The sequence below is a fragment of the Psychrobacter sp. Ps6 genome (assembly GCF_022129235.1).
In the GTDB taxonomy this organism is placed as follows: Bacteria; Pseudomonadota; Gammaproteobacteria; order Pseudomonadales; family Moraxellaceae; genus Psychrobacter.
This window is the reverse complement of sequence record NZ_JADQAI010000005.1, coordinates 139,807-161,748: the sequence shown is the minus strand read 5'-3', so window position 1 is coordinate 161,748 and position 21,942 is coordinate 139,807. Positions and strand designations below refer to the sequence as shown.

The 21,942-nt window shown below is 44.3% G+C and carries 16 protein-coding genes; 1 reads left to right on the top strand and 15 read right to left on the bottom strand.

Going from position 1 to position 21,942, the window contains the following annotated elements:
* Positions 1–62: 62 nt before the first annotated feature.
* The 7 genes from acnD to I3255_RS07765 all read right to left on the bottom strand — a co-directional run bounded on the left by acnD (position 63) and on the right by I3255_RS07765 (position 8,532).
* A complete protein-coding gene (acnD, locus tag I3255_RS07795) occupies positions 63–2,720 on the bottom strand; it encodes a Fe/S-dependent 2-methylisocitrate dehydratase AcnD (RefSeq protein WP_238038316.1) in 2,658 nt (885 codons plus the stop codon).
* 74 nt (positions 2,721–2,794) lie between these two features.
* Complete coding sequence (locus tag I3255_RS07790) at positions 2,795–3,022, bottom strand: hypothetical protein (protein ID WP_238038315.1); 228 nt, start codon at positions 3,020–3,022, stop codon at positions 2,795–2,797.
* Positions 3,019–3,408, bottom strand: coding sequence for a hypothetical protein (locus tag I3255_RS07785; protein WP_238038314.1), 390 nt, complete (start codon positions 3,406–3,408; stop codon positions 3,019–3,021). Before I3255_RS07785 ends, I3255_RS07790 begins: the two co-directional genes overlap by 4 nt.
* Before the next feature lie 76 nt (positions 3,409–3,484).
* Positions 3,485–4,612: a 2-methylcitrate synthase gene (gene prpC / locus I3255_RS07780; protein WP_238038313.1), complete on the bottom strand. Its 1,128-nt coding sequence runs from the start codon at positions 4,610–4,612 to the stop codon at positions 3,485–3,487.
* A 61-nt stretch (positions 4,613–4,673) separates the two neighbouring features.
* Positions 4,674–5,567, bottom strand: a complete 894-nt coding sequence (prpB, locus tag I3255_RS07775) for a methylisocitrate lyase (RefSeq protein WP_201599353.1) — start codon at positions 5,565–5,567, stop codon at positions 4,674–4,676.
* 358 nt (positions 5,568–5,925) lie between these two features.
* Positions 5,926–7,113, bottom strand: a complete 1,188-nt coding sequence (locus I3255_RS07770) for a divalent metal cation transporter (protein ID WP_238038421.1) — start codon at positions 7,111–7,113, stop codon at positions 5,926–5,928.
* A 405-nt stretch (positions 7,114–7,518) separates the two neighbouring features.
* A complete protein-coding gene (locus I3255_RS07765; protein WP_238038312.1) occupies positions 7,519–8,532 on the bottom strand; it encodes a LysR family transcriptional regulator in 1,014 nt (337 codons plus the stop codon).
* A gap of 241 nt (positions 8,533–8,773) precedes the next feature.
* Between I3255_RS07765 and I3255_RS07760 the strand changes: the two genes are divergently transcribed.
* Positions 8,774–9,748: a hypothetical protein gene (locus I3255_RS07760; RefSeq protein WP_238038311.1), complete on the top strand. Its 975-nt coding sequence runs from the start codon at positions 8,774–8,776 to the stop codon at positions 9,746–9,748.
* 84 nt (positions 9,749–9,832) lie between these two features.
* On the opposite strand, the gene I3255_RS07755 is transcribed toward I3255_RS07760, so the two are convergent.
* The 8 genes from I3255_RS07755 to dapA form a co-directional block, all read right to left on the bottom strand.
* Positions 9,833–10,864 carry a spore coat U domain-containing protein gene (locus I3255_RS07755; RefSeq protein ID WP_238038310.1) on the bottom strand — a complete coding sequence of 344 codons (1,032 nt, stop codon included), beginning with the start codon at positions 10,862–10,864 and terminating at the stop codon, positions 9,833–9,835.
* Complete coding sequence (locus tag I3255_RS07750; protein ID WP_238038309.1) at positions 10,861–13,278, bottom strand: fimbria/pilus outer membrane usher protein; 2,418 nt, start codon at positions 13,276–13,278, stop codon at positions 10,861–10,863. Before I3255_RS07750 ends, I3255_RS07755 begins: the two co-directional genes overlap by 4 nt.
* Positions 13,229–13,903 (bottom strand): molecular chaperone, encoded by a 675-nt coding sequence (locus tag I3255_RS07745; protein WP_238038308.1) that lies wholly within the window; start codon positions 13,901–13,903, stop codon positions 13,229–13,231. Before I3255_RS07745 ends, I3255_RS07750 begins: the two co-directional genes overlap by 50 nt.
* 92 nt (positions 13,904–13,995) lie before the next feature.
* Positions 13,996–14,535: a spore coat protein U domain-containing protein gene (locus I3255_RS07740; protein ID WP_238038307.1), complete on the bottom strand. Its 540-nt coding sequence runs from the start codon at positions 14,533–14,535 to the stop codon at positions 13,996–13,998.
* 516 nt (positions 14,536–15,051) lie between these two features.
* Positions 15,052–17,838, bottom strand: coding sequence for a phosphoenolpyruvate carboxylase (ppc, locus tag I3255_RS07735; protein WP_238038306.1), 2,787 nt, complete (start codon positions 17,836–17,838; stop codon positions 15,052–15,054).
* Positions 17,839–17,996: 158 nt separating this feature from the next.
* Positions 17,997–19,445 carry an alanine/glycine:cation symporter family protein gene (locus tag I3255_RS07730; RefSeq protein ID WP_238038305.1) on the bottom strand — a complete coding sequence of 483 codons (1,449 nt, stop codon included), beginning with the start codon at positions 19,443–19,445 and terminating at the stop codon, positions 17,997–17,999.
* 60 nt (positions 19,446–19,505) lie between these two features.
* Entirely contained in the window at positions 19,506–20,993 is a 1,488-nt protein-coding gene (locus tag I3255_RS07725) for an aldehyde dehydrogenase (RefSeq protein WP_238038304.1), read from the bottom strand.
* A 51-nt stretch (positions 20,994–21,044) separates the two neighbouring features.
* Entirely contained in the window at positions 21,045–21,908 is an 864-nt protein-coding gene (gene dapA, locus I3255_RS07720; RefSeq protein WP_238038303.1) for a 4-hydroxy-tetrahydrodipicolinate synthase, read from the bottom strand.
* Between the last annotated feature and the right edge of the window lie 34 nt (positions 21,909–21,942).

Here is a 21,942-nt window from a genome sequence, read left to right as displayed (position 1 = left end):
TTATACAACATCGGCGACTGTTATACTTTTCTATTTATCATGCTAAAACCTACAAGAGACTCTTAGACAATATCCAACGTACCTTCAATAAACTCTTTAGCAAAACGCTGTAGCATACCGCCAGCATTGTACATTTTTACTTCATCAGCCGTATCTAAGCGGCAGATAATAGGCGTCTCAGTGGTACTACCATCAGTACGATGAATCACTAAAGTCATCAACCCGCCAGCCGAGACTTCACCTGTAACATCAAAGGTTTCTGTGCCATCGATATTTAGCGTATGGCGAGTCGTGCCCTCCTCAAACTGTAAAGGTAGAGCACCCATACCAACTAAATTTTGACGATGAATACGCTCAAAGTCCTCGGCGACGACGGCTTCTACGCCAGCGAGACGCACACCTTTGGCAGCCCAATCTCGGCTTGAGCCTTGACCATAGCCATCACCTGCGATGATGATCAGCGGCTGCTCACGGTTCATATAGGTTTCAATCGCTTCCCACATACGCATGACTTGACCTTCTGGTTCGACGCGCGCCAATGAGCCTTGGATAACCTCACCATCTTCATCGCGTACCATTTCGTTCAATAGCTTAGGATTGGCAAAGGTCGCACGTTGCGCGGTTAAATGGTCGCCGCGATGGGTCGCGTATGAGTTATAGTCCTCAGCAGGCAAGCCCATGGTATCGAGATACTCGCCAGCTGCTGATGAGCCAAGAATAGCATTCGACGGTGACATATGATCGGTGGTGATGTTATCACCCAATACTGCCAATGGACGCATACCTTTTAGTTTGTTCATCGCTGCCATTTGACCTTCCCAATACGGCGGACGGCGAATGTACGTGGTCATTTCACGCCAGTCGTACAATGGGCTTAACGCTTTGCCCGTATCCTTCTTGGCTTCATCAAACATTGGGATATATACGGCATTGAACTGCTCAGGCTTCACGGCAGAAGCAACAATGGCATCTACTTCTTCATCATCAAACCAGATGTCTTTTAGATAGACATCGTTGCCATCTTGGTCTTTGCCCAATGAGTCTTTTTCGATATCAAAGCGAATGTTACCAGCGATGGCATAAGCGATAACGAGTGGCGGCGATGCCAAAAATGCTTGCTTGGCATACGGATGGATACGACCGTCAAAATTACGGTTACCAGATAGTACTGCCGTGGTAAATAAATCATTGTCGATAATTTCTTGCTCGATGTCAGGGTCAAGTGCACCACTCATACCATTACAGGTCGTACAAGCAAAGCCAACCACGTCAAAGCCAATCTCTTGTAATTCTGGCATCAGGCCTGCTTCTTCTAAGTACATTTTGACCGTTTTTGAGCCAGGTGCTAAGGATGACTTCACCCAAGGTTTACGTAGTAATCCTTTGGCATTAGCATTACGGGCAACCAAACCTGCGGCAACCATATTGCGTGGGTTTGAAGTATTGGTACAGCTGGTGATAGCAGCGATAATAACCGCGCCATCCGGCATCAAACCGTCTTTTGGTTCAGGCAGCTTTTGATCGGGCGCGTGGGCGATGCCTTTGGCCACCAAATCATCAGTAGATACACGGGAATGGGGGCGCGACGGGCCTGCCATATTACGACCAACTGATGACAAATCAAACTCAAGCACGCGGGTGTATTCGGCTTTTTCCATGCCATCAGCCCAAAGCCCCGTTTGCTTGGCATACTGCTCAACCAATTTAATCTGTTCCTCAGAACGACCCGTCAGACGTAGATAATCAATAGTTTGCTCATCGATATAGAACATCGCAGCAGTTGCACCATATTCAGGCGTCATATTGGAGATAGAGGCGCGGTCACCGACACTTAGCTGGCGTGCACCGTCACCGAAGAATTCGATATAAGTAGAGACCACGCCTGCATCACGTAAGAACTCAGTCATCGCAAGTACCAAGTCCGTACCAGTGATGCCTTTTTGCAATTTGCCTGTTAATTTTACGCCAACGTAATCAGGTAGGCGCATATATGATGGGTTACCTAGCATGACGCTTTCGGCTTCTAGACCGCCAACACCGATTGAGATCACACCTAGTGCATCGACCATCGGCGTGTGGCTATCCGTACCAACTAGCGTATCGGCAAACGCGACTTCTTCACCCGCTTTATTGTGCACGACCTGTACGACAGGTGACATTTTCTCTAGGTTAATCTGATGCATGATACCGTTACCCGGTGGTACGACGTTGACATTGTCAAAGGCATACTGACACCAGTTGATAAAGTGAAAGCGGTCATCGTTGCGGCGCTCTTCAATCGCGCGGTTTTTCTCAAAGGCATCATCTTCAAAGCCTGCGTGCTCAACGGCCAATGAATGGTCAACAATGAGCTGAGTTGGCACGATAGGGTTTACTTTAGAAGGATCACCGCCTTGCTCAGCGATAGCATCACGCAAACCTGCCAAATCAACAAAAGCCGTTTGACCCAAGATATCATGACACACCACGCGGGCAGGGTGCCATGGAAAATCGAGGTCTTGCTTGCCCTCGATATGCTGCGTGAGCGCCGCCGTCAGATCTTCTGGCGGACAACGGCGGACGAGGTTTTCACACAATACTTTTGAGCAAAATGGTAGTTTGTCATAAGCACCCGCTTCGATACGCTCGACAGCTTCGCGGGTGTCAAAATAATAAAGGTCAGTACCGGGAAGTGGTTTTTTGAATTCATCGTTCATGGGTTGTACTAGGGCGTTGTCCATAAGTCACCTTTGGCGGTTGGCTGGTTGGAATACAAATGTTGTTATTAAAAATAAGATAGATATTCAGTTTATAGTTACTTGTTGAACCTTTTGTTCATTTCTAATAGATCATATCTGGCATCGTTAAATTTTTTTCTAAACCATTGATTAAATGCGATTAGCACTTCGAATTTATTATTGAAATCTAAAGCAATGAAAGTCAGATATTCATCTTCTGTTAATTGGCAGGCGGTGCGCTCTAGCGTATATAGATAGTTTTCAAAGTCCTTATTCCCAATCAAGCCAATGGCATAACCAATCACATTTTGTTCAAAAAACTTAAATCACTTGGCACACCTAATATGTCAAAAAAATCGGGGATATAGTCTGTTTCATACCAATCATCTAAGCTTTCATATATTTGTGTTATTGGATAAGGGGGAATTTCAGTAGCATGTTTGCGAGTTAGATGCACAATACAGACTTGGCTTGACTGTTTTATTTTAAATAAATAATCGTCCCCTTGACCGTTTGCAAGAACTTCGACTTCCAATCCATACAGTGGGTGACCTATATAAAGCTCTCTTTCAAGCTCGTCTGTAAAAACTTTCTTGGAATCTGTACTTTCTTTAGTGAAAGACCACCAAGTATGTAAAAAGGGTGCATTTTTTAATGCTGATTTAATATCAAAAGTGTTATCAAATATCATTGTGTTTTAACTTGTTTAAAAAGCGACTGTAGAGCGCCAAAACAATGACACTCTACGCACTTTTATATAAATGAAATCAACGCGCACTCATATCTGGTACAGGGCGCAGCTCTTCACCCGTATATTCGGCACTTGGGCGAATGATACGGTTATTGGCACGTTGCTCAAACACATGAGCTGCCCAACCAGTCAGACGTGAGCAGACAAATATTGGCGTGAACAGTTTGGTTGGGATACCCATGAAGTGATAGGCAGAAGCATGGAAAAAGTCAGCATTACAGAACAGTTTTTTCTCACGCCACATGACTTCTTCACAGCGTACTGATACTGGGTATAGCACTTCATCACCAACGTCCGCAGCTAGCTTCTCAGCCCAGCCTTTAATCACCACGTTACGTGGATCTGACTCGCTATAGATCGCATGACCAAAGCCCATGATTTTGTCTTTACGAGCCAGCATACCCATCATCTCTTCTTCAGCTTCATCAGGTGAGCTAAAGCCTTCAATCATATCCATCGCCGCTTCATTCGCTCCGCCATGCAATGGACCGCGTAGTGAACCGATTGCACCAGTGATACAAGAGTGGATGTCAGATAAGGTAGATGCACACACACGCGCAGTAAAGGTTGAGGCGTTAAACTCATGCTCTGCATAGAGAATAAGCGAGACGTTCATAACCTTTTCGTGTAGCTCGTTTGGCTTTTCGCCTTTGAGCAAGTGCAAGAAATGACCGCCAATGGTGGCATCATCCGTATCAGTCTCGATACGCACATTGTCATGGCTAAAGCGATACCAATAGTTAATGATCGATGGGAAAGCTGCCAGCATACGATCAGTTTTATCGTTTTGCTGAGCGAAATCCGTTTCGCTCTCAAGGTTGCCTAGCATAGAGCAGCCAGTACGTAGCACATCCATTGGATGTGCGTCGGCCGGGATACGCTCAAGCACGTCTTTTAATGCTTGTGGTAGGCCGCGAAGGCTTTTGAGCTTAGCTTGATAGGCATCAAGTTCGCTTTGCGTAGGTAAGTTGCCATATAGCAGCAAATACGCCACTTCTTCAAAAATACACTTATCTGCCAGCTCTGATACGTCATAGCCGCGATAGGTCAGACCAGAGCCCGATTTGCCAACGGTCGATAATGCCGTCTTACCAGCAACTTGTCCGCGAAGTCCTGCGCCTGAAAGTTCTTTCTGTGCTGCCATGTCTACATTCCTTTTGTGGGTAGCTTTTTATATTGTTAAGTGAAAATACTGCTTATTATGGTTATTTATTGTCTGCGAACAGCTTATCTAAGGTTTGCTCAAACTCGTGATAGTTTAAGAAATCATAAAGCTCCATGCGCGTCTGCATGGTATCGACGACTTTTTCTTGCGTACCGTCATCGAGCAAGTGCTGGTAAACGTTCAATGCGGCCTTATTCATGGCACGGAAAGCGGATAGTGGATATAGCACCATATCCACACCCACACCATACAACTGATCAGTGGTATATAGATCGGTCTGACCAAACTCGGTCATGTTGGCGAGGACAGGAATGTCGAGTACATCGGTAAATTTACGATACATCTCGATATCAGTCAGCGCTTCTGCAAAGATCATGTCGGCGCCAGCTTCTTGAAAAGCAACGGCACGTTCAACAGCAGCGTCTAAGCCTTCAACAGACAGCGCATCAGTACGAGCCATCACCACAAAATCAGGATCCGTTTTGGCATCCAGTGCCGCCTTTAGGCGATCAACCATCTCAGAGATACTAACGATTTCTTTATTTGGACGGTGACCACAGCGCTTTTGCGCGACTTGGTCTTCGATGTGTACCGCTGCCACGCCTGCTTTTTCCATTTTTCTGATGGTTTGTGCAATGTTAAACGCGCCGCCAAAGCCGGTATCGATATCAACCAATAATGGCGTATCAACGGCATCAGTGATACGGCGCGCGTCCTCTAGCACATTATCAAGGCTGGTCATGCCAAGATCAGGCAAACCAAATGATGCGTTTGCCACACCGCCGCCAGAGAGATACAGCGCTTGGTGACCGACTTGGGTCGCCATCATCGCGGTATAGGCATTAATCGCGCCTGCAATTTGTAGTGGCTGGTTGTTATCGTTTTTTTGTTTAAGCGCACTGCGAAAGCGTGCACCTGCTGAGAGTGAGGTCATGTGAGTATCCTTTCATGGGCTTGTATGGATAGAAAATAATCTTGTTGTTGTCACTGATTATACCCAATTATCCACGTCTGCAAAGGTTTGCTTATAGATATCTGTTTACTATTTATAATAATTTATTGTAGTTAATTTAATAATATTTATAAAACAAATAGCATTATCTACTTTTTAACGTTTGGTTAGAATAAGTATTCATATTACTCAAATCGCCAAATTTTAACAGGGCGTATTTTTACATTTTGTTACAATTACAATGGGTGTATTGCTCTGTAAATTGCCCTTTTCCCACCAAAAAGCCCTAACAGCTGAGCTATTAGGGCTTCATTTATCATGAGCTTAAAAAAGACTAAGTTTAAGCAAATAAACCTGCCAAATTGGCTAGGAACAATAAGGCAAATCCTGCCAAGAATACCAAGCCTGCGATAGACAGGGCGTTCATACCGGCGGACAGTTTTTTATGTTTCTTAACCAATGAGTAGTTGAGCCAACCAAAGATAGGCGCAGAGACAAACGCAGATATCATGGCAAACTTAAGCATCGCGCCCAATTGTCCTGTGAAGAACGTAATAATCACAAACCCGCCACCGATAGCGTATGTCGTCCAAAAAGCGATTTGCTTTTTATTGATTTCGCTTTCGCCTTTAAGCAGACGCCAGCACTCAGCATTGGCACGGCCGTAGCCATCAGCACACGTGATTGTCGTGCCAAACATACACATGAAGGCGACGAAGGCCACCAGCAATCGTGACCATTCACCGATGGTTGCTGTATACATATTGATTAACTGGTTGATATAAGCACCGCCGACCAGCTCAATCTCTTGCCCTGAACCATACTGGACAAACACACCAAGCGATAAGAAAAACAAGGCTAGAATCGCTGAAACGGCATAACCGACGTTGAAGTCGAGCAATCCTTGCTTGTGCGTGGTGTGATCGGCTTTTACTTTGGCAGAGGTCCACATAGAAGTAATCGCGGCAAACTCAAGCGGTGCTGGCATCCAGCCCATGAGTGCGACGATGAAACCGAGTGTCGCTAGGTTCCAAGGAGACACAGCAATAAAATCTGCTGCCATAACCGTGGGCTTGCCAGCGGCAATCACGACCGCGGCAACGGTAGCTGCCGTCAAGGCAATCATAATCCATTTAGTCACACCATCGAGCAATTTATAATGACCAGCGATCAAAAAGAACCAAGAGACGGCCACGATGATCACAGACAGCACCATCGTCGATAACTCAAGAGAGGCGGGTAGCATAAAGCCCAAAATCACCGCTGCAATCAGCGAGACCGCACCCGTACTGATGACCGCTGATAAGATGGAGAGGATAAAATATACCCAAAGATACACCTTTGAGCGTTTGGCGTAGCCTGCAATCAAACTCTCGCCTGTGTCATAGACGTAATCGGTTGCAAAGCGAAAAAACGGATATTTAAAAACGTTGGCTAAAACAATCATAATCGCCAACTGCCAGCCATATATAGCACCAGCCTGCGTCGATGAAATCAGATGCGAACCACCGATTGCAGCGGTCGCCATCAAAATACCTGGGCCAAAGATACGCCAACTAAAGCCTTCTTGCTGTTCAGTAACGATATCGTCAGTGGTACTTGGGTTGTTGAGTGGTTGTGTGGACATGAATACCTCGAAATGGTTAAAACGGCAAATCATCACTTACCTGTGTCAGTTTGCCAGTGATCATTAGACAATCGCTTTATACATGCTTTTTTATAAAACGATTAATCTTGTATCGACTTTAGCACACCAATACGATTCAGGAGAACGATTATTCTAGTTATTAATAGTGATAGTTATTACTATTTGTTTGCATTGCCATTCTTTTTGGTTAGCATACTAATCTGATAATATCAAGTATTAGAGCATATTATTTTTGGCGTTTCTTTATAACACAATATCCACACAATATCTGGTCATTTAAGAACGTTATACAAATTTTTGTCGCCGGTAGGTGATGCCTCGTTCTTCATAGACCTGATAGATCGCATTCAATAACTCAGAGATACTTGGATGCACAAAATCTTTGAGAGTATGCAGGTAAATAGGAGAGGTGACGTTTTCGTGTACCAAACGCTGGTAACTGATTTGTTCCGTACGTACCGTGGTTAAGCTGGCAGGTACAAGCGTGATACCTTCGCCCGCAGCGACTAAGCCTAGGGCTACTTGCAAGTCACTCACCGTAGTGGTCATAAATGGTGAGATACCGTATTGTGCAAACAAATGTAGCAACGGCTCTGTAATCGGCTCACTAAGTGCAGATTTTTCATTGGTGACACGTCTGGTTTTTGTATTAGCTTCCTGCTTTGTGCTAACTGACTCTGATGTCGGTAGTGTGGTGGCAATCGGTAAATGCGTTTGATGGTACAAAATCAAGCGATTGTTTGCCAAATCTATTAATCGCTGCTCTTTTACATTGGCGAGAGGATGCGACTTTGGTAAGGCCACCACGTAGCGCTCATGCCGCAGTAATATTTGTTGAATCCAGGGATCTTGATGGGCAAAACGCCCAAAACCGATATCAATCTCACCAGATTTGAGTGCCTCCATTTGCTGATAAGAACTGATATCTTTGAGGTTGACCTCTATATCAGGATTGGACTGCTTGAGCATGGCGATGATTTCAGGGAGTAGACCATATAATACTGACGGCACAAAACCGATGTTTAGCGCACTACTTGGCGCTGATAAGCGCTGGGTCATACTCGTGACGGTCTCAATTTCTGTCAGTATGGTGCTTATCTTATCGTAAAAAAATTTGCCCGCTTCAGTCAGATGTAATGGCCTGTGGTAACGATCGATAAGTACCACATCCATATCGGTCTCGAGCTGTTTAAGCAGGCGGCTCAAACTTGGCTGTGACAGTCCTGTCTTTGCTGCGGCTGCACTAAAGCTGCGTAAATTCGCGACAGCAATAAATGCATTGAGCTGTTTTAAATCCATGTTATTAAGCCTGTTATGGTATATGTTGTCTCTATACGAGCTACTTTTGATAAGAATTCATCGCATTATTTAAGATGGGTCTTACGAATGTTAGCGGCCTCAAATAAATTGTGCTTGAAGATAGGGGTGCGAGCAACTATATTGGGGACTAGCGACGCTGTTACAGTTTAGCAATAAAATTCACAACTTCATTTTATCAGTCATTTACTGCCAGTAGCATAAACTGGCTTGGTGTTATTTTATGAACGACGAAAAAAAAGACATCGGTACTGATTTTGACGAAGAGTTGTCTCAACTCGTTCATAAAAAATCGCGTAAGCGTGCCAAAAATAATATTTACGAACGTTTTATCAGTCGAGTTCAAAGTGCTGAAAATGACACCCAAAATGATAATGATGATTCAACCTCATTAAAAACGGCAAGTAAGTTACCTGCTTTTGAGCCTCTAAGCGTAGAAGAGCTGCAACTATTCGAAGATGAAGAAAACGATAAAGAGCCAAGATTAGAGTTAGCCGACATCGTCACAACAAACGCTACTTTTGACTTTTCAGGTCAAAAGGCATCGACACAAAACAAGGTGTCAGATACGCGAATGGATAATTATGCTGGTGTTGACCATAACTTAAATAGTGACTTAGTTAATGAATTAAATAAGAATAATGAGGAAAAAAAGCCATCTTCTGTCGATCTCGATCAAGCGACGCCTTTATCTAACACAACGATTGATGACCCTTTAAATACTAAAGCCATGCCATTGGAGCCAGATCATAGGGATGCCATAACGCCACAAAAGAAAGTGGTAAGTAGTAAAAAGCCTCTCATTATTGGTATGATTTTTGGCTCACTACTCATTGCTATTGTCGTACTTACCCTTATTTTTACGGGATTTTTATCGACTTCTGTTTCTGACACTACTGTTAGCAATGATAGCGACTTAGACGGGATAGCGCCGGCAGCTACGACCAGCACGCCAGTGGTCGGCGCCGAACCTGTAGTGAATAGTGATGACAACCAATTATCTAATGATGCCAATACGGTCGAGGAGCCGTTAGTGTCAGCACAACCGATTAATGCAGACAATAACGAACAAAACGTGCCCGCAGCTGAAGTTGAGCCTATAGGACCTTCTCCAGCTCCAGAGAGTGAGGCTGCCATTACCTATGAGGACTTTAGGCAAGAGTCACAAACCACGTTATATCGCGAGACTAACGATTAATTTTTTTACCAGCTCTTGCTCACAAAGATACTTGTTTTATAGATAATCACAAAACATATCGTTTCGTCAGAAAGTAATTGTCGCTCAATAATTCACACGAATAGTCACAGTATCAGAATAATTATCAGGCGTCACATCAGCACTTGGTACGGTCACATATACGGTTTGAGATTGTGCTACGCCAGTACCAGTACTAGCAAGTCCATTTCCAACAGTTGTCGACGTTGCCGTATTGCCCCAGATGGTTCCGGCAGAGCCCGCGGTACTGCGTAATTGATACGGTACTTTGTCAGTGTTGCTACCAGTACCACTCATCATACCTGCACCGTTTATATTGCCATTCGAGGGAGATAGCCCGATATAGTAGGAGGTATTATTGGTGCAGGTCGTATTAATGGCATTGTTATTACTGCCCACAATATTGGTTTGATTTGCCGAATGGCTGCCTAGGTTAATGTCAGAGGTAGCATTAATCACACAGCTGGGCACAACCTTTGCTTGAACAGTAAACAGCAGAGGCTTCTTTTCTTTTATCACATCTGTTAGACAATCGGGAGTAGATAGTATTGGAAGTAGTCTATCCGCATAAGTGATGGCGGTACCGCTTGTATTAAAATTATTGATATAGGCGCCTAATGTCGCAAGCTTATTATCATTATTGGGTATTAAAGATATTTTGATCGGCACATCGACAGAGATACTGTTCTTTGGGGCAATGGTATGTACGACAGATTTATAAATTGAGCCTGATGCTGTACCCCAAACTGTATCTCCGGGTAATGTCATATTAAAGGCCAATCGGGAATTATTTAGCGTGTTTTTCAAAAAACGTGGAGATATTATACTGGGGTTATAGTCACCGCCATCAGCTGACAGACAGACCGATACTTTCATGCTAAGAAGAAGATCAGTATTTTTGCAAGTATAATTTAGGGTTGCATTGATATTGGCACTATCGGCGTTACTAGGGGTTATTGCTGTGCTGACATTTATGATGCTAGGGCTCATACTTGCGCTGCAATCAGCAGTTAATATGGCATTAGCATGCTGCACGGGCAACAAAGTCCCAGCCAGTGAAAGCAATGAACCATAACACCATTGTAATAGCTGCCTCATTTTTGTACCTCATCGCAGACGAACGGACCAATGAGTGGAATATCATTATGGTCACTGTGATATTCAAAGCTAACATGACAAACCTGACTGTCAGGCGTGGTTACTTGTAAAATATTTTGTGTATCCAGCATATCTAAATATACCTCACCATCAAAACCAACCATAGCTGCTGGTACACCTTTCTTTGAAAGCATCTCTACTGTACTACCGACTGGTATTACTTTATTTTTATCGTCCTGTAGAATAACTGATGCCGCGTTCACTGGTGTGATGTCTAAAGCTACCACCATACCGGATTGCTCTGCTGGCGTGGCATCAATGCTCACTTTGTCGATTCTCATATTGGCAGGCAAGTCCATAGGGTTGATACCTATTTTATTTTCTTGATAAGCATTGAGTGGTGATACTAGTAGCAACCCTTTACTATTGGTGCTGCCAATCGGACTATTTTGTAAAAGAATTGGAACATTAGCGATACCGTTAGTGGAGACTACCGCAAAGCTGCTATTAAGCCTGCGTGAAGGAAACAGGCCACCACCCATCATAACTAACGATCCTGTACTGCCACCATAAAAAGAGAGGTCATCTTCATTCGTTGCAATGCCTGCTTTTACTTGTCCATAGCGCCCAAGATAGCTCAACTCTGCCAACATGTCGTTACGGTCTGCGCTATTACGGGTTTGTGCTCGCCAGCCTACACCGCCCGAGTTAGGCTCGGCTTGCGATATATCTGCCACAAAAAAAGTGCCATTACCTTGCTGTTGTAAGCTGCTACTGGCTGACCGGTTCTGGCCCAGTGCCATAGATGCCCCAATTACTGCACTACTGTTGTCAGAGTTATTAAAATCATGCGTCAGGTTAACGTTCAGCATCAAGCGTCGACCAAAGTTTTTACTCCAATAGGCGCTGGCAAGTTGTATGGCGTCCTGCTGGTCATAAGTTACTTGGTTATAGCTGAGACCAAAGCTTCCTATAGACCGAGTACTGTAACCTGTTAAGAACTGCTCACTTCGATGGGCCGGTGCCGAGCCATATTGCGTACCAATATCTCGGTAGCTACCATGAGTGCCTATGGCATTGAGTCCAACATAAAAACGATGGTTATTCCACGAGTAGCTTGCACTATACTGTGTGCCGCTTTTGCCTTGACCCTCACTGCCCGCCAGCGATGCAAACAGCACTCCACCTGTACGCCCTAATAACCAAGTACCACCAATCCCAGCGTTCTGGAGACCAGAGGTTGCTTCAGCATGGGTTTCTGCAGTAAAACGATCATTTACGCCATAACGCCAAGTGCCACTAGCAGCTATATCGTCAGCATAATTGAAGGATTCAATACCATAATCTTCACGTACTGCTCCAATCTCAAAGGACCAGTCGGAAAGCCCTGATTGTAATAATTGATGTGTATTATATAAAGAGAAGTCGAGGGTCTGACTTTGACCTAATGCATCAGTCACTACTAATTGAGCTCTGCCAGCACCACTAAAACTAGGTACGGTATCAAATTCAAACGGGCCTGCAGGGACATCTGTACTAAATTGCTTAAGCCCATTTATATATAGCTCTACCGCTGAAGGTAGGGTTGCTGTACCAAAAAATGAAGGTAGGGGTGTGGTTACCATATAAGGCTGCAAGTTAAAATTACTGCCTATTTGTAGACCGCCCAAACGGGTGGGGCGTGTCCATGATAATGCACTTGTAAATATGTCTCCTGCCTGCATCGTAATCAGGCTGTCAGGGAATGATTTGCGCCAGCTGGTATCCAATCGAACGGTATGAGCGCTCCAGTCACTCCTATCCCAAGTATCATTTTTTGCGGCTGTTAATGCTGTACTACTCAGCACTCCAGAATTATTGAATGCTCGTAATTCTGTGTAAGCACTGAGGTTACTGTCATCGTTTGGGTCATGTGTACCGTAAAGCGTATAGTTTAATAATATGCCAGGTGATGTATTGGTGGTTAGACGTTTATGTTGATGAGTGCTATGTACTGTCATGTCTAAATTTAGCATGTCAATTGATGCAATCATACTTACCATTTGCTGGCGAGGATTATAGTCAACTTTGAGATTAGGAATACGGTTGAGAGAGATTGGCGTCACGATATGAGATGGTAATATAAAGCCCATCTGTTGTAATACATCAGTACTCGCCCACAGTTGATTGTCATCATAAATGAAATGAACCAAACCCACGTTTTTGCCATTCAATGTGACCTCCAAATACAGATCAAGCTCGGTATCTGGATTATCACTATAGTTGTCCAACTCAAGTTGAGACAATCTTTTTTGGTCAACCTCTAGAGGATTAAACCCATTTACAGCATGACCTATAGATATGGTCATCATATGAAAGATTAGGTTAGTGAGTAAAATTTTCCAGCGTGATATTGGGTATTGTTTGAGTTCCATTCATCAACACCTTAAATTTTCCACCTTTTTTTAGCGTAGCTGGTGATATTTTTAGCACCCAATGCATGGTAGATCCTGGCAAAACGTAACCTAGTAATCCTTTATTAATCTCAGTGAGATTGTTGTTATTGTCCACAAAACTTAGGGCTGCTAGCTGAGCATGCCCATTCCCACTATTACTTACTTTCAGCTTTATCTGATCGGTATTAGGTTGTGTCTGAGCGCTCCATTGTAACTTAGGGCCAATTTTTTTTGTGCCTTTAGGCTGAACGAATACGGGTAATGAATAACTTAATACAAATTGCAGACCAGTTTTTTTATCATCAGATTTGACAGGCAACTCGTTAATCAGCAGTCGAAATGCGTCCTCGGCTGCTGCTATATCTTGTGATTGTGTCTTAGTTCTAATAATTCGAATCAGCTGCTGCTCACCAGGATTTAAACGAATCATAGGCGGGCTTGCTAACAGTCCACGTGAGGATTCAAGTTCATCACGCATATTATTCTGTGACCAGTGATACACACGCACTTGCGCGTTGACCACGTTGTTACCAGAATTGCTAAGAGTCAGCCCACTGGCATTTTGTCTGGCTTGTAACGTTAGAGATATAGGGGATACTTGCAATCCACTTGCTCTTACCGCACCAGAAAACAATAGCAGTCCAGAAATAAGCCCATAATGCACCGTATGCCTTATACAGTCGTTTAACATCATTATTAGTACAGCACGCTAACAGCGACAGTATCAGAATAGTCACCAGGTTTAACGTCTGTTGTAGAAGTTACCTTGGCGTATACGGTATAAGTATCGGCGGCGGCGCTTAATCCAGCACCTGTACCAGAGACACCATCACCTTCCGCACTTAAGATCCCATTATTACCCCAAGCAGAACCACCTGTTGTTTTGGACAACTGATAACTAATTGTATCGCTACCTGGGCCTGTCATCGCTCCCGCCCCTGATGGGCTATTGTTGGATGGTGTTAAATTTATAACATAGGGTGCGTCTTTGGAACAGGTGACTGAAATATTGCTGGCTGAAGACTGTTCAGCGATTCCCGTGGGACCTGTATTTGCAGCATAGCTACCAAAATTAATATCTTGAACACCAGATGATGAGTCTACAGAGCAAAAAGAAGTTATCGTGAGTTTGACGTCGAAGGTGCCATCAGCTGTCGCAGCGTTAGCAGCAGAAAATCCTGCTAGGATAGTAGTAGCCACAAGTGCTGAGGTCATTAAGTGTTTTTTCAATTGCATAGTAATTTCTCCAAAAGTATATTTTGAACATATTCCAATACAAAGTAGGATACTGCTCTAGCAACTTACAATCACCTGTCAATAGCCAAGTAATTTATTTAGAGTATCTATAAAAACAATCAAACAAAAGTTTCTAATCAATTATTGCACAACTTTTGTCCAAGCGCACGACAAATGTATACATATCTATGCTTTTATTAGCGAGAAAAGTGTTTTTCCGAGAGATATGATGCAACTCAATGCTGAGGTCCGACTAACAAAATGCACATTAAAATATAGTTGTTGGTTGTTAGCAATTATAAAAAATAAAGTAAGTAGAGATAAGTTATTTTAGCTCTTAAAATGGGTTGGGTTAGATATGATTGAATAGATTATTCTGACAATAGATTAATGTCAGAAATGATAAGATATGTAGGCTGAGCTATAAATTATTACTCGTAGGCTATGCAATGAATGTGCATTAAATAATACACATTCATCTAGCTATCATAGTTTTCTTGTCAATTTTATCTAATTTTACCCCGTATTACGTAAGCCCGCTGCCAGTGCATTGATACTACGGATTAACGAGTCTTCTACATTGAAATCGCCATATTTATTGTTATCTATCGTATCTTCATCTTGTTGTCTGGCACGCTTTAACAGCTCAATCTGGATATAGTTAATGGGATCTAGATAAGCATCTCGCCACTGTAGAGAGGCAGCTAGATTTTGCTGGCTAGACAACAAAGAGTCTTGCTCAAGTAAAGAGTTCAGTCCTGAATAGGTCAGTTTATGCTCATCGAGGACTTCGCTCATAATTTTCTCACGCAATACAGCGTCTTCACATAATTGGCTATAGGCCTGTGCAATATTCATATTGGCCTTGGTGAAGGCCATCTCAATATTACTGACAAAGACGCTAAAAAATGGCCAGTGCGCATTCATCTCTTTCATCAAAATCTCGTTGTCTTTGACACTGTGCAGCGCACTACCTACACCATACCAAGCAGGTAGAGTGAAACGTGCTAACGACCAGCCAAACACCCAAGGAATCGCTCGCAAGGTGGTTTTACTCGGCAAGCCTTTTTTGCGGTGAGCAGGACGTGAGCCAATGTTTAATAACGAGATCTCTTGTACTGGGGTGACCTCGGAGTAGAATTTATAAAACCCTTCGGTATGATCGGTTAGCTCTCGATAACGCTGCTCGCCAGCATCTGCTAACCGTGCAAATAAGGCTTCATATTCTGGCAACTCATTCGGTTGCACGACAAATCTTGTTGAGCAAGCTTTGAGTGTACCCGTGATTGCCATGGTCAGCTCAAACACGGCAGTATCCGTATTGGCATACTTAGCATAGAGCACTTCGCCTTGTTCGGTCACTTTAATCTGACCATGTAACGTACCAGCCGGCTGTGCAGCAATGGCTTTGTGCGTTGATCCGCCACCACGGCTTACAGAACCGCCACGACCATGGAATAATCGCGTTTTTATAGCATATTGCTCAGCAATGTTATTGATGGTTTGCTGCGCGCTATAAAGCTGCCACGCAGAGGTGATGATACCGCCATCTTTTGATGAGTCCGAATAACCTAGCATGATCTCTTGCGTATTATCGGTATTCTGTAGCAATCCGCGATACAGTGGATTGTCTAACACGGCAGGTAAGATTTTATCAATATTTTTGAGATCTTCGATGGTCTCAAACAACGGTGCGACAGGGAGATCGGCAGACAACTGACCGTCATCATCCACTCTACATAAGCCTGCAAAGCGCATGAGCAGCAATACTTCTAGTAGTTGGCTAGCGTTGTTGGTCATCGAGATAACATAGCTACCAAAAGTAGCCGGTCCTACTAGTTTGCGTAAGGTGGCGACAGAATTCATCAGTGACAATTGCTCACGCGTTTTGTCTGTCAGGTTATCAGTATAGATGAGCGGCGTGCCCGGTTTTTGTAGCAAGCGTGTGAGCCACTCTTGGCGTTCGGTTTCGCTTAGCGTTTGATAATCAGGCAGGTTGGAGGCACTGGCAAAGATATCTGCAATCACTTCGCCATGGTATGACGACTCTTGACGGATATCGAGCGCTGCCAAATGAAAGCCGCAAGTTTTGACCAGGCGAATCACATCGAGCAATAATCCATCTGCATGCGCCTTGTCGTGAGTAGTGACACTTTGACGGATAATGCGCAGGTCCTCTAATAGCTCTTCTGGATTGGCATAAGCATCTTTTTCAGCCTCGATGTCAGTGCCCTTGCTTTGGATACGGCGATTGGTGGCATTGACCTTGGTAAGGATTAAAGAAAGCAGGCGACGATATGGCTCGTTGCCATAGTCATCGAGGTTATAGTCAAACACACGCTGATCGAGCTCATCATAACTTTTGATTTTGGCATATACGTCAGGTGAAATGGTGACAATAGTGTCACTATGAATTAGCTGTCGGCGCAGTTTTTTGAGTAGCACTTGATAGTGACGCAGCACAGTATCCGCATGCATCAATACAGCAAGCTCTGTGGTCTCAAACGTCACAAAAGGATTACCGTCTCTATCGCCGCCAATCCATGAACCAAAGCTCATGAAGGCAGGCAGTGGATAGTCTGTGAGCTCTGGATAGATATCGACAATAGCTTTTTTGATATTGCGATATACTTTGGGAATCGCATTGAATAAACTGGCGTTAAAGTAATGCAGGCCATTATTAATCTCATCATATACCAATGGCTTGCGCGTGCGCACTTCATCAGACGACCATAATAAGTCAATCGTTTGCGCGGTTTGCTCTTTGGCTTGCTCGTAGGCGAAGCTGTTTTCAGACACGTTGTTTAAAGCGTCGCTGTGAGCGAACAGACTTTGTAAGATATTCATTGTGGTACGGCGACGCGCTTCGGTAGGATGCGCCGTAAATACAGGCGTAAACTTTAGCTGATCAATCAGCTCTTGCATTTGAGCGGGCTCAATATTGCGTTCACGACACTCAAGTAAGGTGCGGCGAAACGATCCCTCCCAGCTTTGCTCCGATTGCATACGCAGCTCATGACGTTGCTCACGCAAGTAATTCTCTTCGCTTAGATTGGCAAGAAAAAAATAGATAGAAAATCCGCGTATGACATCCTTTAAAGTTTGATTGTCTAAAGACGCAATAAAGTCGATGAGCTGCTGCTTGTGTGCCTCATTAGGTTCACGGCGCTGTTGAATAAAGCCTTTACGCAGGGTTTCAATAGTATCTATTGTCTGCTCACCAGACTGGCGAGAAATGGCATCCCCTAATAATGAACCCAATAAGCTGGTGCGTTTACGTAGTACGTTGTTATCTAGTGTCATCCTTGACCTTCCTATCAAATGAATGGATAAAATACTATGGCTAGCTTAGATGTAATATCCTTATGGTTTTTTGCAATTTAACATAAATAGGGGAGGCCTGCTTGACGTTGATAACAACTTTTTATCCATTAACTTTTGCCGCATTATCACTAAATCGATTATTTATGGCCATGCTCCTGACTGTAATCGACCCAAAAGTCTGCATTGTCCACGCCAGCCTTTTTAGGATCAAAGACAGGATTGACGCCTAATTTCATCTGCTCGTCGTAATCTTTGAGGACTTTAAAAGCCACTTTGCTCAAAAGTAGAATAGCAATGAAGTTTAAGTAGCACATACTACCAAAGCCGATATCACCCAGCGCCCACATCATACCAATCGACTGAACACTGCCTGTAAAACAAACAATTAGAAAAATCAGCTTAAGTGCATGCTTAAGCATTGGATAGCGAAGCTTACTATCTAAATAAACCAAAGTCGTCTCGGCAATATAGTAATAGGCAATCAAACAGGTGAAGGCGAATAAGAAAATAGCAATTGCAACAAAACCACTGCCATACTGATTAAAGACCGTCGATACCGCTGCTTGGGTAAATGCAGTTCCTGCTTCCACACCAGGCATGTTGCTAACCAATGTTACACCCTCAGGAGTAACCACGTTGTACATACCTGTTGATAAAATCATTAACGCTGTTGCAGTACAAACAAGCACGGTATCTATATAAATAGAAAAGCTCTGTACCAAACCTTGCTTGGCAGGATGTGATACTTCTGCCGCTGCCGAGCTAAAGGTGGCCTCACCAGCACCTGCAACGTTTGAGAAAACCGCACGGCGTACGCCCCAAGATATCGCAGTTCCAACCATACCACCAAATACCGCATCCATTCCAAAAGCGCTTTTGAAGATAAGCGCGAGCATTGCAGGGATATTTTGCGCATTGAAAATCAATACAATCACCATCATGAGAATGTAACCGATAGCCATGATAGGGACGACTTTGCCGGCAAAATTAGCGATACGCTTCACACCACCAAATATAATAATGCCTAGCAGTACGACTAGCAGCATTCCAGTTGCCATGGGCGGTATATTAAATGCGGTATTAAAAGAATCGGCAATCGTATTGGCCTGCACGCCGGGTACTAATACGCCATAAGATAGGCAGGTGACGACAGCGACGAGAACCGCAAAGGGCTTAAGTTTTAAGCCTCTTTCTATATAGAACGGTGAGCCACCACGGTATTGATCGCCGACTTTGTGTTTATAGACCTGTGCTAGAGTAGACTCGATAAAAGCACTAGCACCGCCCAGAACACCCATAGAAATCATCCAAAATACTGCGCCTGGGCCGCCCGCTGCGATGGCAGTCGCCACCCCTGCAATATTACCGACACCAATGCGTCCTGATAACGCCATACAGAATGCTTGAAAAGAGCTAATCCCTGCCGGTGAGCTTTGCTTGTCGAACAACAATTTGATCATTTCTTTGAAATAACGGATCTGTACAGCACGGGTCATGACTGTAAAATATATGCCGACACCCAATGCAAGATAGACGAGCGCATCACTCCAGATATATCCAACGATAGTATTGATAATATTTTCCATAACGTTACTTCCTTGTAATGTTTTCGGTTATGCTAATTTGAGCGTGGCTGATGGCAGTTTTTAATTCACTAACCAGACGGTTTTTGTTTGGGTGTACTGCGATAGTGCCTCCAAACCATTATCACGACCGCCAAAGCCAGATTGCTTGTAGCCACCAAAAGGCGTTGTAATATCTCCTTCTGAAAAACCATTAATCGAGACCGTACCGGCCTTAATGGCAGACGCCACGCGAAAGGCTCGATGGATATTTTGAGTATAAAAAGAGGCGGCAAGCCCATAGTCGCTGTGATTGGCAAGCTGAATGGCCTCGTCTTCGGTCTCAAAACTTGTTACCGCTAAAAGAGGACCAAAAACCTCTTCTTTGAACAGCGTCATATCTGGGCTGACATTGTCAAAGACGGTCGGTTCGATATACCAACCACTACCAAGCTCATCGTGGATGCGACCACCTGCGATCAGACTGGCTCCTTCTGCTTTGGCTGTATTGAGGTGTGATACGACCTTTTCGAAATGTGCTTTTTCAATCATTGGGCCAATAGCGACCTCAGAATCGTAAGGATGACCAACCTTCCAAGATTTCAGACCTTCTTGTAGTAGTGATAATACCGCCTCTTTTTGGCTAGAGTGCACAAGTAAACGTGAACCACAGCTACAGTTTTCGCTCATATTCCAAAAAGCGGCAGATAAAATATGTTCAATGGTCTGTTCATTGACCACAGCATCTGCAAAGACAATCTGAGGACTCTTGCCGCCACATTCTAAAACCACTTCTTTCAGATTGCTTTGTGCAGAGTACTGTAGAAACAGTCGACCAACCTCTGTTGATCCTGTAAAAGAAACCATGTCAACATCCATATGCTGACCGAGTGCCGCTCCCACCTCTTCACCAAGCCCGCAGACCATCTGCAAAGCTGCTTTTGGTACGCCCGCCTCATACGCTAATTGTGTCAATCGATACGCTGAGAGTGAGGTCAGTTCAGCGGGTTTGACGATGACTGAGTTGCCGGTGATGAGGGCAGGCGCCACTTTCCATGCATACATCTGCGCAGGGAAGTTCCATGGCAGCACGGCACCCACCACACCGATAGGCTCTTGCACGACCAAACCTAGTGAGTCACTTCCCGTCGGAGCAACTTTGCCAAAAACCTTATCGGCTGTTTCGGCGTACCATTCAAAGGTTTCGATAGTAGCGGGCAGGTCAGTGTTAAGGCATTCTGTAATGGGTTTGCCAGCATCGACACAATCTAATGCCGCCAGCTCATCGATATGGTCATCCATCAACTGACACCAGCGCTGCATGACAGATTTGCGCTCAGCAGGAGACATCCGTCGCCATTCACCATGTTCAAAAGCTTCTCGGGCAGCCATCACTGCCGTATTGACATCTTGCTGACTGCCGCTGGCAATGTGACCTATGCAGGCATTATCAATGGGGCTATAGTTAGGTAGTGTCTTCTCTGATAGGGAGGCTTTGGCATCAATCAGATGGCCTGCCCAAAGCTTTTGGTTACTGGCGAGCTCAAAGACTTGTGCTGTGGTCATGCTCATTAGGTAGTCCTTTTTATATAGTGGTGAAAACGATAACGATGGCGCGATGTATTAAAACAGCATGGCTAAAAATGACTGAGTCTCTTCACTCGACATATCAGTCAACGGTAGACGCACCGACCCAACATTGATGTTGCCATTGACGCAGCCTGCTTTGGCTTTTTGGTTATAGTTCCCAGACTCCATAGAGTGGATGGCAGGATACATGGCTGTCATCAGCTCTTTAGCACGATTCCAATCGCCTTTTTGGGTGGCTTCAAACAGTGCCACTTGCTCGGCTGGAAATACGTTGGCTGCACCAGCGATCCAGCTCTTAGCACCCCAAAAGAAAAAATCTACGGGTTGGTCGTCACAACCACAAACCACTTCAAAGTCTTCAAAATTAGCCTGCAGCATACGTAATGCATGACTAAAATCGCCACTGCTCTCCTTGACGCCTACAATATTGGGATGCTTGGATAAATGTGCGACGGTTTCAAATTCAATGCTTACACCGACGCGTGCTGGAAAATTGTACATAACGATAGGTAGGTTAGTGGCATCAGCGACGGTTTCAAAGTGCGCAATAATACCTTCTTGGTCTGGTAGGCTATAAGGATTGGCAGATAGCATCAGGCCGTCATAACCCAATTTTTTGGCTTGATGGGCAAGCTCGATAGAATGATTGGTTGATAAACTGTTGATACCTGCAATCAGAGTGACTTTGCCTTTAGCAGCGTCAGCGATAGTGGTCAAAACCAGTTCGCGCTCTGCAGGCGAGAAAGTGTAATACTCACCCGTGGTACCACAAGCGACAATACCAGTCACACCCTTTTCTACAAAGACATTGACAAGCTCGGTCAGTGTTTGGGTATCAACCTCGCCGTTGGCAGTAAAAGGAGTCACGATAGGGACTAAAACGCCATGAATGTTCATATGAATATCCTTATTTGAAATAAAAGCCGTTAGC